We start from the raw sequence: 16,172 nt of genomic DNA on the forward strand, positions 1-16,172 counted from the left end.
TAATCTGACAATGAGATTCCTGCCTCCGCAGGAATGACTTAAATCAAGTTGTGTGATCTAAATCTTAAAACCAGCCAGTACCCAATCCCCGGAAGGGCCATGGAATAGCAGCAATCATGATCAGAAGCCCGATCCCGTAGTAAATAGCTACTTTCTTATGTTTTTGAACAGCTTCAGTGGCTCGTTTTGCGGTACTGAATCCAATGGTTATAAGCGCGATGGAGATAATCATCATAGCTAAATGCTCAACGGTGAAGAAACGTAATAAGGAGCTTTCCATAACGCCTTCCTGAAAAGAAACATTGGGACTGATAAAATAAAGTACAAGCCCTATGAGAAGTTGAATATGTGTGAAAATCATTGCGAGTAAGGCAGATAGCCGATCCGATTTTTGATATTCTTTATTTCCGGCCCAGCCTGAAATAGACTTATATAAAGCCCATACTATTAAAACCAATACAATCCATCGGAGACCTGAGTGTGCGTGTAATAAACCGGTATACATATGCTTATCTGCTTTATTTTAAAATTATGCTTCGAATATAGCGAAGAATTAATTCTTAATCTTATTTTCGTACTTGTTTCTGACAGAGCCAGAACGCTTTATAAGTCAAAGCTGATTAGCAATCTTCTTCAAAATCCACCGCACCCTTCGATTGTTAACACCAAGATCATAGGTCCCAACCCGGCTCGCACTGCGAATATAAACTACAGTTTTAGTGTTTGATTCTTCCATAATCACATCTACATCATCCTTAAAACCCAAAAACGGAATGCGATATACGGCATGAAGCTCTATGCGTTTGGCATCAATGACTTCGAATTTATGAGCTTCCTTTTCAAAAATATATAATAGTCGTTCATAGACTTGTTCTATCCCGGCTTTAAAATCCTTGGAAACTCTTACACAATTTGGGGTGGAAGGGCAGGGAGGAAGCGGATGATTTTGTTTCTTTGAAGCCATTTAATATCCCTCAGGTATTTTGGTGATCCTGTGGCGAACTAAATCAACTCAGTTCAAAAAATCGTTCCAGCTGTTGCAAAAAAGAATCCAGATCTTTACAAACATGGAATAAAGAGAGGCTTTCTTTATGGATGAAATCGTGCTTCACGGCATTATTGGTATACTGCAAAAGCCCGTCAAAGTAACCGTCCACATTTATTAAAAATATGGGTTTATTGTGAATTCCAAGCTGTCGCCAGGTTAAGATCTCAAAAAATTCATCCAGGGTTCCAAATCCACCGGGAAGAACCAGAAAGGCGTCCGATAAAGACTCCATGAGTGCTTTTCGGGTATGCATATCCTGTGTTTCGTGGAGATCGGTCAGGCCTTTGTGGGCGACTTCACGATCTTTAAGTTGGGTTGGGATCACTCCAATAACATCTCCACCCTCGGTTAGGGCCGCATTTGCAATTTCCCCCATGATCCCTACTCTTCCGCCGCCATAGACAATCCCCCAGTCCCTGCGGGCAATTTCCCGTCCGGCTTGTTTAGCTAATTCAGGGAATTTAGGATAGTTGCCTTTTCGTGAGCCGCAATACACACAGATATGTTTTTTCATGCCAGAGAAAACATTCGGTTCAGGACAGCATCCAGTTTGTCAACGAAGTATTGGACGTCCTCTTCGGTATTCTGCTTACCAAAGCTGATTCGAATGCTTGACTTGGCAAGGCCTTCTTCCATTCCAATGCCATTTAAAACATGAGAAGGCTCAACCGCACCGGATGTGCACGCTGAGCCATTGGAAACACAAATGCCTTCAATATCCAAGTTCAGCAACAGCATCTCTCCATCAATATAATGGCCTTGCTCGTCACTGAAAGAAAGATTTACGATGTGTGGTACCCCCTTGTCTTTAGGGCCGTTAACGGTGTAATTGAAATTCAGTTTTTCGTCCATCAATTCCAGCAGGAGAGACCGTAATTTCTCGAAATGTTTTTGATGTTCATCCATTTCTGAAACAGCTAACTCAAGTGCTTTGGCAAATCCTACAATTCCGGGAACATTTAATGTTCCCCCCCGGCGGCGGCGTTCCTGTGAACCGCCATTCACCCAGGGAATCCAGCGAGACCCATTCTTCACATACATGATTCCGGTTCCTTTGGGGCCGTATATTTTATGAGCACTTCCACTTAAGAAATCAATACCTAATTTTTTTACGTCAACAGGTAGCTTACCCAGGCTTTGAACGGTATCTGAATGAAATGGAACCCCATGTTCGTGACATACTTCCGCTATTTCTTTTAGCGGATTAATGGTCCCTATTTCGTTATTGACGTGCATCACAGTGACCAAAGCAGTTTTATCCGTAATCACTTCCTTAACGGCGTCGGCTGTAATAGTTCCGCAATTTTTAGCTTTGGCAAAAACTGGTTTAATCCCATTCATTTTTGCAAGCTCAACAGTGTGCAGTACGGCATGGTGTTCCAGTTCAGAGGTAATAACTTCATTCTTATCTCCCGAAACAGCTAAAACTCCTTTAATGACTGCGTTATCACTTTCCGTGCCGCCACTTGTAAAAACAATTTCCGATGGCTCGGCTCCAATCAGGTTAGCTACTTTTTCGCGGGCATCTTCTACTACCACCTTAGACTTTTGTCCCAGGTGATGAGGAGAGTTGGCATTTCCGTAGTTATCCTTCAGGTAAGGAAGCATTGCTTCCAGAACACGTTCATCTAAAGGAGTGGTTGCGGCATGATCTAAGTAAACCGTTCGCATGAAATAAGATAGATTGGTTAATTTTTTCAGTTAAGGAAAATATTCAAATTATAGATGAAAAGCAGGTTCATCAAAACTTCATTTCGTGATTAGAACTTGGTACCTTCAAGCCGAATTTATAAACACAATATAATTGCTTAATCATGGCAAAACTCACTCTGAACGATATCGAAGTAAAAGGTAAAAAAGTGCTGATGCGCGTGGATTTTAACGTTCCCATAAAAGACGGTAAAATCACCGATGATAATCGTATAGTGCAGGCATTGCCTTCTATTAATCATGTTATAGATAACGGAGGTTTGTTGATTTTAATGAGTCATCTCGGCCGGCCGGCAGGAGAATATGATCCTGAATTTTCTCTCAAACCTGCTGCAGAACATCTTGCTTCTTTGGTGGATGCAAAAGTTCATTTTGCCAAAGATTGCATCGGTGAAAAAGCTGATTCAGTGATTGAAAAAGCTGAGTTCGGAGAAATTGTGGTATTGGAAAATGTTCGGTTTCATCTTGAGGAAAAGAAGAATGATGAAGCATTCAGTAAAAAACTTGCGGCTCATGGTGACCTGTTTGTGAATGACGCTTTTGGAAGCAGCCATCGAGCCCATGCATCTGTTGCAGGTGTTACAAGGTATTTGCAGCCGGCCGTTTCGGGACATTTACTTGATAAGGAAATTAAATACCTGGAAGAAAGTATTAACGATCCTGAACGACCCTTTGTGGCTATTTTAGGGGGAGCTAAGGTGTCAGATAAAATCGGGGTGATTGAAAACCTGATTTCAAAAGTGGACACCATTATTATTGGAGGAGGAATGACCTACACCTTTTACAAAGCCAAAGGATGGCCGATTGGGAATTCCCTGGTAGAAGATGATAAGGTAGATTTAGCCAAAGAGTTACTTAAAAAAGCCGAGGAGAAAGGAATTCGTTTTATGCTTCCTTTAGATTCGGTGGTTGCCAGGGAATTCAAGAATGATGCTGAGCACAAAGTTGTGGATGAAGATGGAATTGAAGATGGCTGGATGGGGCTGGATATTGGCCCGCAGTCATCCATAGCTTTTGGGAACCAAATAAAAGCAGCTAAAACAGTGCTATGGAATGGCCCCATGGGTGTTTTTGAAATGGAGAATTTCGCAGATGGAACTTTTGCCGTGGCCGAAGCCCTGGCTGAAGCCACTAAGTTTGGTGCCACAACAATTATTGGCGGGGGAGATTCCGCCTCAGCCATTAAAAAAGCCGGGCTTAGTGATGATGTTTCTCATGTTTCCACCGGTGGCGGTGCAAGCCTGGAGTATTTGGAAGGAAAAGAATTACCGGGTGTGGCTTCGCTAACCGACAGGTAATCGCATTAATTGAGCAATTGTCCATTATTAAAAAAATAAATATTAAGAAACATCAGGTTATTATTTAGATAAATACTGGTAAGATTATCAAGAAAAATTTACCATCTTATAGTATTCTTACCGGTAAAAAATGACCTATGAATGAATATCCGCTATTATTACGCTCTACTATCCGGCTGGCTTTTGCGTTCTTGCTAGTTGCTGCATTGATATTAACACGTCAGCTGTTAGTGCCTTTATTCCTTAGTGTAATGTTAGCTTATTTGTTATTTCCATATGCCGATTGGCTCGAAAACCATAAAGTGCCCCGCATTCTAACCAATTTGATTGTAGTATTGGGATTTCTTGCATTTTTGGGGGCGATCTTTTTTGCGGTAGGGGCGCTTTCTGCTAATTTCACTGATGACTTTCCAAAAATTAAGGAGCAATTTGAAGATAACCTTCAGTCTATTTTGAGCGGAATCACAGCATTTACAGGTATTTCAAGTGAAGGTATTGATGCATTTATACGTGATTTAGGGGAAACCGGGGAATATATTTCTCAGCTTTTTACGGCTACAACCAACACACTGCTGAGTCTTGGGTTATTGCCGGTCTATACTTTTTTACTTCTTTTCTATAGAGACAAATTTCGGGATTTTATTTCCATGCTTATTAAAGATGACCAGGAACAAGTAGTCCAAAAGATCATTGATCAAGCCTCAGAAGTAGTCCCGAAATATTTAAAAGGTCTCGTTATTGTTTGTTTCATTTTGGTGGGGCTAAATTCGCTCGGCTTTTATTTAATAGGGATTGAGTATGCACTCCTGTTCGGTATTATTGCTGCGATATTCAATTTGATCCCTTATCTCGGAACTATTCTTGGATACGGGGTGGTACTGCTTTTTGTATTAGGGACCCAAAGTCCGTCTTTGGCATTTGCCGTTATTATTCAATTTGTGATTGTACAGTTTTTGGAAAACAATATACTTACCCCGAATATCACCGGATCATATGTGGAAATTAATCCTCTTGTAATCATATTTTCACTTATTGGTGCAGGACTGATTTGGGGGTTGCCCGGAATGCTTATCATAATTCCGTACCTGGGGCTGTTCAAGATCGTTTGTGAAAATGTAGAGGACTTGAAGCCCATCGGGTTTTTATTAGGTAATAGAGGTACTGAACGGCACTCAATTACCATAAAATCATTACAAAGAAGATTCGGTTGGCTGGAAGAGGACTGATTAAATGGCAGGAAGAATTAATTGCAAAACATTCAACAAGTCATCAGGGTAGCGTCATATTATAAATTTCGTGAGCGATGATAGAGGCGGTCAATCGTCCGGTAAAGATAAACAAAAGGGTATAGGCTATGGTTGAATTAGAATATCGAACCACTTGATTGTGTTTGGAGGCAGATGCCTCAATACAAAGAAAATGACAGACAATACGGCTGATAGCCATAGTCCGGTTTCAGGCTTTTTAAAAACATTGATGAAATAGTCGCGGTTATAAATTTCTTCTCCAATTTCGCTGCACTTTTCCTACTTTCCTTTACTCACCAAAGTAAACCTACAACATGGCAGATAATTTAGATTCCATCCGTAAGCAACTGGATGATATCGACCGCACTATTCTAAAGGCGCTGGCGCAGCGACAAGGATTAGTAAAAGAAGTTTCAGATTTAAAACTTAAAAATGAAAAAGGCATCCGGGATTTGGAGCGGGAAGAACAGCTGCTCAATCGTATCCGGGATTTGGCTAATGAAGTGGGACTGGACAGGTATTATGCCGAGCATCTGTTCCGGGAAATCATTACCAACTCTGTGCGGTTTCAAACTCACTCATTGGTGGATCATCAGAATAAAAAGGCCAATGCTGAAACAATTCGGGTATCTTATCAAGGCACGGATGGGGCCTATAGTCATCTTGCGGCAACCCGGCATTTCAGTGAGCGGTATTCCGAAGTAGATGCCATCGGCTATGATACGTTTCAGCAAGCTGCTCAGGCTGTTTTGGATGATAAAGTGGATTACGCTCTGTTACCTATAGAAAACACTACGGCAGGCTCCATTAATGATACCTATGATATCCTTGGAAATGAGAAACTGCACATTGTAGGAGAAGAAATTCTGAAAGTGGTTCATTGTCTGATGGCTGTGGAACCGGTAGACTTGTCCAAAATTCGCCGAATTCTTTCACATCCGCAGGCCATTGCGCAGTGCACTGAGTTTCTTTCAAAAATGCCCAGAAGCAAAGTGGAGTCGTATTTGGATACTGCCATGTCTGCCAAGAAAGTGTTAGAGGATGGAGACCTCTCCCAGGCGGCTATAGCCGGAGCTCATGCCGCCGACCTATATGGTTTGCATGTGATTGAGCATGACATTGCCAATCAACAGGAAAATTATACGCGCTTTGTAGTCGCAACGAGAAAACCCGTTAAAGTTGATTTACAGATTCCGGCCAAAACTTCACTTATGATGGTAACTTCCAATGAAGAGGGCTCACTGATTGAATGCTTAAATATTTTACATAAACACAAAATAAACATGGCAAAATTGGAGTCCAGACCACGATTAAATGAGCCATGGAAGTATTCTTTCTACCTTGATATTCACGGTAATATCGATGCCCCGGAAGTTTCGGCCGGATTGAAGGAGCTTGAGAACGAAGCGGAGGAACTTAAGATTTTAGGTTGTTATGCCAAGCAGGAAAATTGAATCTTGATGTAAAGCCGGGAAAACAATACTGCTCTTATTACTCATTTTATTGAAACCTTTTTTTCTTTCCACTCTATGTCAAAAGCTTCTTTATTGGAAAACTTATCAGCTTGACGGATCCATTTTCCATCCTGCCAGACCCGGGTAAACCCTTTTTCCAAGGGTTCATTGGGATTCTGTTTATCCAACGCATGTAACAAATTGGTGAAGTGCTCTTTTCGGTTTCTTAGCAGGGAGTCGGTGCGGTAAATCAGTTTTTCATTGAGTGTGAGAATTTTTGACCTGGCCGATTCCATTTTTTGTTTAACAGCCAATAGAGCATGAGATTTGGCCATATTGGTTACTTTATCTTTATACAATTCAATGGCTCCTGTTGTATTGATTTCCATCTTTTTGGACAAGTCTTCAACCATAAACCGGATTTCATTGATATCAGGCACTGCAAGTACGGCGGCTTGAGTAGGAGTCGCAGCACGGGCATCCGCAACAAAATCAGAAATAGAAAAATCGACCTCATGGCCAACTGCACTTATAACCGGTATTTCACAATGGAAAACCGCACGGGCTACTGCTTCTTCATTGAAAGGCCAAAGATCTTCCAGCGAACCGCCGCCTCGGCCAATTATAACTAAGTCCACATTTTTATGATTTGTGAAATAGTTAATACCCGCTACAATTTCGGGAGCAGCATTAACACCCTGTACGCTTGCATGATATAATTTCACTGATGCAAGAGGCCATCGCTTTTCTAAGGTAGAGCGGATATCCTGAAAGGCTGCTCCGGTTGCTGATGTAACCACGCCAATCCGTTCGGGAAATTTTGGAAGAGGTTGTTTATGACTATCGTCGAACAGCCCTTCTTCTTTGAGTTTGGCTTTCAGCTTTTCAAAAGCTTGCTGTAGTTTCCCGATTCCGGCTTGTTGAACCAAACTCACTATCATTTGGTACCGGCCGTGCGGGGCATAAACCTGCAAATCTCCTCCAACTACAATTTGTTGCCCATCAGTGAGGTTAATATCCAACCGTTGTGCAGTGGTTCTCCAAATTACGCAGGGCAGGGAGGCTCCAGAATCCTTCAGCGTAAAATAATAATGTCCGTTTCGGCTTTGATTCACATTGCTGGTTTCGCCCTCCACCAGTATATCGGTGAAGTTTTGTTCCAGCAGATTCTTAATCTTATCGGTGAGCTGGGATACGGTGGGAATATCGAATAGAAACGGGATTTGGTTGTCGGGCATAGAATGAATTTCTGTTCAAAATCGAGTTCAAATATAGAGGTTTATATAGAGTGATGAAGTGGTAAAGTAAGTAGTTTTGAGAGTTGATAGGGTGACAGCATTATTTGTTATATTTTTAGGTATGAAAATATACAAGCTAAGCTCTTTAGACCAGCAAATGAATTTCGAATCTTTGAAAATTGAATACCAAGCCAAAGATCTAATCCTTTAACCCAGCGAAGGATTTCAATCCTTCAAGAATATATTTCGATACATATTCCATGACCAAACAAGAAATAGAGCAATATTTATATAAACACATCCCAATAACAAAATCATTGGGGGTGAAAGCCGTGGCTTTTTCCGAAGAGGAGGTGAAATTTGAAGCTCCATTGTCGAATAACATCAATCATCGCTCTACGGCGTTTGGCGGGAGCATAAGCAGCTTGTTGATTACAACCGGGTGGTCATATCTAAGAATGTTGTTTGACGACCGGGACTCAATACCACGAATTGTGATCGGCAGAAGTGCTACCAATTATTTGAAACCTATAAGTTCTGATTTTCTCTCGGAGCTGGTTATACCCAAAAAAGAGATATTGAAGAATTTTATGGAAATGTTTGATCGATTTGGAAAGGCTCGAATTACGTTAAACGCGCAGATTAAAAAAGAAGGGAACGTAATGGCTGAGTTTGAAGGGGATTTTGTGGTGATGGCTAATAAATGAGAATCGCTTTTTCCCGGATATTCTCTCTTTGTGCTTTAGCCTCTAAACACGGTATATTTGCGGTCGAACTTGAAAGCCAAAATCATATTTATGCTCCTCAAAAACCTGAAACCTGTCAGCAATTCCCATAAAGGTAAAGATACCGTTGATATCCGCATTGAGGAGGATGTAATCAAAGAAATAGGAACCGGATTAAAGGCCAAGAAAGGAGAAGATACGCACGATTTCAAAGGCGCCTATGTGTCGCCCGGGTGGATGGATATGCATGTTCATCTGCGCGAACCGGGCTTTGAACATAAAGAAACCATCAAAACAGGATGTGATGCAGCAGCTTTTGGGGGTTTTACAGCCATAGCCTGTATGCCGAACACCAAGCCGGCTACACATACACGTGATGTGGTAGAATTCATTATCAAAAAAGCAGAGAAATTACCGGTTGATGTTCATCCCATAGCTTGCGTTACCAAAGAGCGGAAGGGGGAATCTATTGCCGAAATGGCGGATTTAAAAGAAGGCGGTGCAGTTGCATTCAGTGATGACGGCGACCCGGTGTATAATTCTCAAGTGATGCGAGTGGCCCTGGAGTATTCGTCAATGTTAGGCATGCCAATTATAAACCACGAAGAAGACCTGGATTTATCCAGACCGGGACATATGAATGAGAGCAAAGTTTCGACCCGGCTTGGCTTGGATGGTACACCGGCAATTGCAGAGGAGGTAATGATAGCTCGCGATATTATGCTGGCAGAATATACCGGCGGGCATATTCACGTTGCACATATCAGTACTAAAAATGCTGTGGATTTGGTGCGGAAGGCTAAGAAGAAAGGAATTAAGGTGACCACCGAAGTCTGTGCTCATCACTTTGATTTGACGGATGAAGAAATTGACCGTACAAATTACGATACCAATTTTAAAATGCACCCCCCATTACGCACTCAGGAAGACGTGGATGCGATGGTGGAAGGTTTAGTGGATGGAACCATTGATGCAATTTGTACTGATCATGCCCCACATGCGATTGAGGAAAAAGAAGTAGAGTTTATTTACGCCCCTAATGGAATCATAGGATTGGAAACGGCATGGTCTGTTTCGAATAAACGATTGCTGCAAACCAAGAAATTAAATCTTCAACAATTGATGGAGAAACTGGTATACAATCCTCGTAAAATTCTGAACCTGGAAATTCCGGAAATCAAAGAAGGAGCTAAAGCCAACCTTACTTTTTTCAATTCGGACGAAGAATGGACATTCACACCGAAAAACGTTCGATCCAAGTCGAAGAATTCTCCTTATCTAAATGAAAAATTACAGGGAAGAGCGGTTGGGATTTTTAACAAAGGGCAATTAGTGCTAAACGAACTTCGTTAGTTCAGCGCTTTAAAAACAGAAGTTGATGATACTCGCCATAGAGACGGCCACAAATATTTGCTCGGTTTGCTTTCAGGATAGCGAAGGCAAGGTTTATGAAAAAAGAACTGAACGTAAAGGCTCTCATTCTGAATTACTTTTTCTATTTATCAGGGAATTAATGAAGGAATATTCATTTAAGATGAGTGATTTGGATGCAGTTTTGGTAAGTACAGGCCCCGGGTCTTATACCGGACTAAGAATAGCAGCCAGTGCAGTAAAAGGGATGCTTTTTGGGGTGAATGTGGATGTTTATGCGGCCAATACATTGGCAGGGTTTGCGCAGTCTGCAAAAGAAGGAAATATTCATGCAGTAATCAACGCTCGCCGAAAACATCTGTATTATCAGGAATTTAAGAAAGATAATGTGTTATCAGCCGTTTCTGAGTCACAAATTTTGGAAATCTCCGAAATTCAAGAGAAACTGTCTCCCGGAGATTATATTATTGGAACAGGAATTGAACGATTAGATGCAAAAAAAATGGAAGAGGTAAAAATTATGGATTCGACGGTCATTACCTCAAAAACGTTGATTTCACTTTTTAACGGTGATGAAAAAGAATATTTTTTTGCTAAAACAACAGCTGAGGAACTTGAGTCCAACTATTTAAGTAGCAGTCAGGTAAATAATACCTCTCTGTAAACAGATTCAGAATTAAGCCTCAGAATCTTTATTTTATAAGTCTAAAAAATTCACAAAAAGCAGCATATGTCCTGGTTTAAAAGAAAAGACGAAAACATCCAAACTGACACTCGAAAAGAAATGCCGGAAGGTGTTTGGATTAAAGTACCCACTACCGGTGAAACCATTCATAGGCGAGAGCTTGAAGATAACCTTTGGGTAGATCCGTTAAGCGGCTATCACTTCAGGATTGGAAGTGAAAAATATTTTGATATTATTTTCGATAAAGGAAAGTTTGAGGAATTGGGGCATGAAATTCAGCCTACCGACCCTCTTGAATTTGAAGACCGCAAAAAATACAAAGATCGGCTCAAGGAATATCAGGAAAAAACAGGCCTGTCTGATGCCGCACGGGTTGGAGTCGGTAAAATGAATAAACTCGATATTGTGGTTGCCTGTATGGATTTTTCATTTATTGGCGGAAGTATGGGTTCGGTAGTTGGTGAGCGACTTGGAGTTGCCATAGATCATGCCCGAGAAAATAAATTCCCCTTGATTATTATTTCTCAAACCGGTGGGGCACGTATGATGGAAAGTGTACTCAGCTTAATGCAGATGGCAAAAACTTCAGCTAAACTTGCTCAGCTGGAAGAAGCAAAGGTACCTTACATTTCTTATATGACCGACCCAACCACCGGAGGTGTAACTGCTAGTTATGCTATGCTGGGAGATTTTAATGTTGCCGAGCCCGGCGCTTTAATTGGTTTTGCCGGTCCGCGGGTTATTCGCCAAACCATAGGCCGGGATTTGCCGGAAGGGTTTCAGACGGCAGAATATTTATTGGAACATGGATTCCTGGATTTCATTGTACCAAGAAATGAGATGAAAGCAAAGCTTACCAAGTTGCTGAAACTCGTTCTCCATAAAAAATAAATTAAATTTTAATAACCAATCCTGAAAAGAATGCAATCCGCGTTCTTTTCTTGTTTAAACCCAACTTGATCTTATGAAAGTACTGAAGCTGTCTGTCTTATTACTTGTAATATGTTCTGTTACCTCCGTTGCCCAGGATAAGCAACCGATTGAATTTACCCACCTTTTTGATGGCACTTTTTCTCCTAACAATGTACAAAATGTGCGTTGGATGAATGATGGAGGATATTATTCTGCCACTAACGAAAACAAAATCATCCGTTTTAATATAGTGGATGGAACAGAACGGACATTGTTTGATGGCGCTGATTTTGAAGGAAGTGACGGAGAGCGCCCCTTTAATATTCAGGGCTATCAATTTTCTGCCGATGAATCAAAATTGCTTATTAAAACCGATATTGAGCGAATCTGGAGACGAAGTACCCGTGAAAATTATTATGTGTATGATATTGGGGCCGATGAGCTTTCAAAACTGACACAGTCGGAGGAAAAACAACAATACGCTGAACTTTCACCCCAGGGAGACCGTGCGGCTTTTGTAAGAGACAATAATTTATTTTGGGTTGACCTTGAGACAGGTGTGGAAACTCAAATTACCGATGATGGTGAATTCAATAAAATTATTAATGGAGCTGCTGACTGGGTTTATGAAGAAGAATTTGGTTTTGCAAAAGCATGGTTTTGGTCGCCGGATGGTAATCGGATTGGATTCTATAAATTCAATGAAGAGCGTGTTCAAGAGTTTTTTATGACTGAATGGGACGGATTATATCCGGAAGCGGTTAAGTTCAAATATCCGAAAGCCGGGGAGGATAATTCCATAGTATCTATTCATGTATACCATCTCGATTCCGGGGAAACTGTTACCATGGATATTGGCGATGAAACCGACCAATACATTCCCAGAATTAACTGGACAAATGATAACAACTTACTTGCCATACGAAGGATGAATCGTCTTCAAAACAAGCTGGATCTGTTATTTGCTAATGCGGAAACAGGTTCCTCTGAGGTGATATTGACTGAAGAGAGTGACACTTGGATTGATATTCATGATAACCTGCATTTTTTAAGCAATGGAAAACAGTTTATAACTACCAGCGACAAGGATGGTTATAATCATGTGTATTTGTACAATATGGAAGGAGAAGAACTTCAGCAGGTAACCAACGGTGAATGGGATGTGACAAGTTTGCTCGGTCATGATGAGCGAAATTACCGTTTGTATTATGTGGGAACTGAAGAATCTTCGTTGGAGAGGCATCTATACAGTGTACGGGTAGATGGGAAAAGAAAAGAAAAATTGACGGAAGGCGCGGGTTGGCACAGCATCAATATGAGCCGTGACTTTAAGTATTACATTGATAATTGGGCAGATTATAATAAACCTCCCGTTGTTTCTTTGCATCGTCAAGACGGAAGAGAAGTCCGCACGATTGAAGCAAATACTGAACTGGCAGGAAAAATGGAAGAATACAGCCTGATTCAAAAAGAATTTTTGACACTGGATATAAACGGTGCCCAATTAAATGCATATATGATGAAACCGGTTGATTTTGACTCTACACGACAGTACCCGCTGCTGATGTATGTATATGGTGGCCCCGGCAGTCAAACGGTCACTCGTAGATTTGAAAGTGGTGTACGCCCTATGTGGCATCAATATCTTGCAAACCAGGGATATATTGTGGTTTCGGTCGACAATCGCGGTACCGGAGGTCGTGGTCGTGATTTTAAAAAGCAGACGTATAAGAAATTAGGACAGCTGGAAACAGCCGATCAAATTGAGGCGGCTAAGTATTTTTCTCAACTGTCCTTTGTAGATGCAAATCGGATTGGAATTTGGGGATGGAGTTATGGCGGCTATATGTCTTCCCTGGCCCTGGCAGAAGGAGCAGATGTATTCAGTACTGCCATAGCGGTTGCTCCCGTAACACACTGGAAATATTATGACACCATTTATACCGAGCGGTTTATGCAAACTCCCCAGCTGAACCCGGAAGGTTACAAAGAAGGTTCTCCGTTGACAAAGGCAGAACAAATTGAAGGAAATTACTTATTGGTTCATGGCACCGGAGATGATAACGTACATTATCAAAATGCCGTTGAGATGGTTGATGCCTTGATAGCCGGAGATGTGCATTTTGACCTGATGATTTATCCCAACCGGAATCATGGCATTTATGGGGGAAATACCAGCCGCCATCTGTACCGAATGATGAATGAGTTTATTTTAGAAAATCTATAATTATTACTTTTTACGTGAATGTTACATCTGTACTCAGATGTAACATTCAATACTAATCTTTTAAAATTATCAAATGCGCTTCGCTGATTACGCTAAAATTTATGTGACTGCAGGACGAGGTGGAGATGGAGCTCTTCATTTTCGGAGAGAAAAATATGTACCCAAAGGAGGTCCTGACGGAGGCGATGGTGGCAAAGGGGGCGATGTAAAGCTGGTGGGAAATCCACAGCTCAACACCATTCTTGATCTTAGATACCGGAAATATATTAAAGCTGAGCATGGTGAAAATGGAGCAAAAAGTCGGATGACCGGCTCAGATGGTGATCCTGAAATTTTGGAAGTTCCGCTCGGTACGGTGGTTTATGATGCTGAAACCAAAGAACGATTAGGTGAAATCACCGAAGAGGGAGAAGAATTGGTAATAGCCAAAGGAGGTAAAGGCGGGTTAGGAAACTGGCACTTCAAAAGTTCTACAAATCAAACTCCACAGTTTGCTCAGGAAGGCAAACCCGGTGAAGAGCGTGTAGTTGAATTAGAATTGAAATTGATTGCTGATGTAGGATTAGTCGGATTCCCGAATGCCGGTAAAAGCACATTACTTTCAGTTCTTTCTCATGCAAAGCCTAAAATTGCAGATTATCCATTTACAACATTGGAGCCTAATTTGGGAGTAGTAAAATTTTCGGATTACCGAAGTTTTGTGATGGCAGATATTCCCGGAATTATAGAAGAAGCACATGAAGGAAAAGGTCTTGGAATTCAATTCCTGAGGCACATAGAGCGTAATAATGTATTATTGTTTATGGTAAGTGCCATGACCGATATCGAGTATGAATACAATGCGTTGCTTAATGAGCTTAAGTCATATCGAAAAGATTTGCTGGACAAACCTCGAGTGTTAGCTATCACTAAGATGGATTTAAAACAAGGGTTTGAGTTAGAAGAAGAACTTCACTTTGATGATGAAATTCCCGTTATTCCTATTTCTTCAGCCACCGGTCATGGTATCGATGAGCTAAGAGAGAAACTTTGGGAAATGATTCAACATGCTAAAGAACAAGAAAAGGAACAAGAAAAAACTTAGGGTACTAATAGCGCTTAGTTTAATTCCCGGTTTTGGTTGCCGCCGGGTGTTCAAACTGCTAAAAAAAATTGAAGACCCCGGAGAAATTTTTGCCCTGAGCAAAAGAAAGCTTCGAATGATAGAGGATATTGGAGAAGCTTCCGCACTGTCTATACTTTCTTTTAATAACTGGGATGAGGTTGATGAAATCATTAGAGCTACAGAGAAAAGTGGTTCACAGATTATCACTTTAGCCGACCCTGAATACCCCTCACTTTTAAAGCAAATTTATGATCCGCCGATTTTATTTTGGTTGAAAGGAAATTATGAGGCATTGTCTAAACCCGGAGTGGCTGTAGTTGGCACTCGGAATACATCGCAATACGGACGAAATATGGCGAAAAAACTGACCGGGGAATTAGCTGATCAGGGTTTATGTATTTTTAGCGGATTGGCCTATGGAATTGACTCCATTGCTCATAGAACAGCTCTTGATCATAAAGCTCCCACTGTGGCTGTTTTAGGGTCAGGGATTGATAACCTTTATCCAAAGGAAAATACAGATCTTGCTAATAATATCGTAAAATCAGGTGGCGCAGTAATTACAGAATACCCTTTGGGCACTAATCCCGATGCTGTTAATTTTCCTGTCCGCAATCGCATTGTAAGCGGAATGAGCCTTGGGGTATTGGTGGTTGAATCCGGGATAAAAGGAGGAAGTATGATTACGGCAGATCTTGGCCTCGATCAAAACAGGGAAGTATTTGCTGTGCCTCATCCTTTAGGAAATCCTTCCGGTACGGGATGCAACTACCTTATTAAAAGAGGGGCGGCTAAGTTGGTTCAAACAATAGATGATGTCCTGGAAGAACTTCCCGTTGAATATTCAACGGCAGGTGATTCATCAAGTCCTCAAGAAACAGCAAAACCTGATTGGCGTAAAAGTGAGCTCGATGAATCGGCAATCAAAATATGTGAAGCCCTGGAAAAAAAGGCCTATCAGATCGATAACTTAAGTGAAGAGTTGGGAATTGACACCAGTCGCTTATTGGTCATTTTACTTAACCTGGAAATGGAAAATTTGGTACAACAAAAGGCAGGTAAGGTTTTTGAGTTGAAGTAAGTTTTACATACCATTGTTTGTATCTTAATGATAGAACTTGATTTGGGAACTTAGCTTCACTCGTTACTTTC

At 41.2% G+C, this 16,172-nt stretch carries 16 protein-coding genes; 10 read left to right on the top strand and 6 right to left on the bottom strand.

The features are described 5' to 3' along the window. Positions 1-64 precede the first annotated feature (64 nt). The 4 genes from HUJ22_RS01525 to HUJ22_RS01540 form a co-directional block, all read right to left on the bottom strand. Positions 65-505 carry a cytochrome B gene (locus HUJ22_RS01525; RefSeq protein ID WP_290872730.1) on the bottom strand — a complete coding sequence of 147 codons (441 nt, stop codon included), beginning with the start codon at positions 503-505 and terminating at the stop codon, positions 65-67. 105 nt (positions 506-610) lie between these two features. Beyond that, entirely contained in the window at positions 611-964 is a 354-nt protein-coding gene (locus tag HUJ22_RS01530; protein ID WP_290872732.1) for a DUF1499 domain-containing protein, read from the bottom strand. 43 nt (positions 965-1,007) lie between these two features. Continuing rightward, positions 1,008-1,562 carry a TIGR00730 family Rossman fold protein gene (locus HUJ22_RS01535; RefSeq protein WP_290872735.1) on the bottom strand — a complete coding sequence of 185 codons (555 nt, stop codon included), beginning with the start codon at positions 1,560-1,562 and terminating at the stop codon, positions 1,008-1,010. Continuing rightward, the gene (locus HUJ22_RS01540) at positions 1,559-2,719 is read right to left on the bottom strand and encodes a cysteine desulfurase family protein (RefSeq protein ID WP_290872738.1); all 1,161 of its coding nucleotides are present in this window, start codon (positions 2,717-2,719) and stop codon (positions 1,559-1,561) included. Before HUJ22_RS01540 ends, HUJ22_RS01535 begins: the two co-directional genes overlap by 4 nt. Positions 2,720-2,862: 143 nt before the next feature. On the opposite strand from HUJ22_RS01540, the gene HUJ22_RS01545 reads away from it, so the two are divergent. Together HUJ22_RS01545 and HUJ22_RS01550 are read left to right on the top strand one after the other, a co-directional pair. Then, positions 2,863-4,056 carry a phosphoglycerate kinase gene (locus HUJ22_RS01545; RefSeq protein ID WP_290872741.1) on the top strand — a complete coding sequence of 398 codons (1,194 nt, stop codon included), beginning with the start codon at positions 2,863-2,865 and terminating at the stop codon, positions 4,054-4,056. A gap of 137 nt (positions 4,057-4,193) precedes the next feature. Beyond that, the gene (locus tag HUJ22_RS01550) at positions 4,194-5,282 is read left to right on the top strand and encodes an AI-2E family transporter (RefSeq protein ID WP_290872744.1); all 1,089 of its coding nucleotides are present in this window, start codon (positions 4,194-4,196) and stop codon (positions 5,280-5,282) included. Between the two features lie 126 nt (positions 5,283-5,408). Here the strand turns inward: HUJ22_RS01550 and HUJ22_RS14950 are convergent, their stop codons facing one another. Further along, positions 5,409-5,567, bottom strand: a complete 159-nt coding sequence (locus HUJ22_RS14950; RefSeq protein WP_366870996.1) for a CPBP family glutamic-type intramembrane protease — start codon at positions 5,565-5,567, stop codon at positions 5,409-5,411. Between the two features lie 50 nt (positions 5,568-5,617). On the opposite strand from HUJ22_RS14950, the gene pheA reads away from it, so the two are divergent. Beyond that, positions 5,618-6,757 carry a prephenate dehydratase gene (gene pheA / locus HUJ22_RS01555; RefSeq protein ID WP_290872746.1) on the top strand — a complete coding sequence of 380 codons (1,140 nt, stop codon included), beginning with the start codon at positions 5,618-5,620 and terminating at the stop codon, positions 6,755-6,757. A gap of 41 nt (positions 6,758-6,798) precedes the next feature. Here the strand turns inward: pheA and xseA are convergent, their stop codons facing one another. After that, positions 6,799-7,995, bottom strand: a complete 1,197-nt coding sequence (gene xseA / locus HUJ22_RS01560) for an exodeoxyribonuclease VII large subunit (RefSeq protein ID WP_290872750.1) — start codon at positions 7,993-7,995, stop codon at positions 6,799-6,801. Positions 7,996-8,255: 260 nt separating this feature from the next. Between xseA and HUJ22_RS01565 the strand changes: the two genes are divergently transcribed. The 7 genes from HUJ22_RS01565 (at position 8,256) to dprA (ending at position 16,101) form a co-directional block, all read left to right on the top strand. After that, positions 8,256-8,702 (top strand): YiiD C-terminal domain-containing protein, encoded by a 447-nt coding sequence (locus HUJ22_RS01565; protein WP_290872753.1) that lies wholly within the window; start codon positions 8,256-8,258, stop codon positions 8,700-8,702. Between the two features lie 90 nt (positions 8,703-8,792). Further along, positions 8,793-10,073 (top strand): dihydroorotase, encoded by a 1,281-nt coding sequence (locus tag HUJ22_RS01570; protein ID WP_290872756.1) that lies wholly within the window; start codon positions 8,793-8,795, stop codon positions 10,071-10,073. Between the two features lie 25 nt (positions 10,074-10,098). Continuing rightward, entirely contained in the window at positions 10,099-10,755 is a 657-nt protein-coding gene (gene tsaB, locus HUJ22_RS01575) for a tRNA (adenosine(37)-N6)-threonylcarbamoyltransferase complex dimerization subunit type 1 TsaB (RefSeq protein WP_290872759.1), read from the top strand. Between the two features lie 66 nt (positions 10,756-10,821). Further along, complete coding sequence (gene accD, locus HUJ22_RS01580; RefSeq protein WP_290872762.1) at positions 10,822-11,667, top strand: acetyl-CoA carboxylase, carboxyltransferase subunit beta; 846 nt, start codon at positions 10,822-10,824, stop codon at positions 11,665-11,667. Positions 11,668-11,740: 73 nt separating this feature from the next. Beyond that, a complete protein-coding gene (locus HUJ22_RS01585) occupies positions 11,741-13,915 on the top strand; it encodes a S9 family peptidase (RefSeq protein ID WP_290872764.1) in 2,175 nt (724 codons plus the stop codon). Positions 13,916-13,988: 73 nt separating this feature from the next. Further along, entirely contained in the window at positions 13,989-14,999 is a 1,011-nt protein-coding gene (gene obgE / locus HUJ22_RS01590) for a GTPase ObgE (RefSeq protein ID WP_290872767.1), read from the top strand. Beyond that, positions 14,962-16,101 carry a DNA-processing protein DprA gene (gene dprA, locus HUJ22_RS01595; protein ID WP_290872770.1) on the top strand — a complete coding sequence of 380 codons (1,140 nt, stop codon included), beginning with the start codon at positions 14,962-14,964 and terminating at the stop codon, positions 16,099-16,101. Before obgE ends, dprA begins: the two co-directional genes overlap by 38 nt. Positions 16,102-16,172 lie beyond the last annotated feature (71 nt).

This window comes from Gracilimonas sp. (genome assembly GCF_014762685.1).
GTDB lineage: Bacteria > Bacteroidota > Rhodothermia > Balneolales > Balneolaceae > Gracilimonas.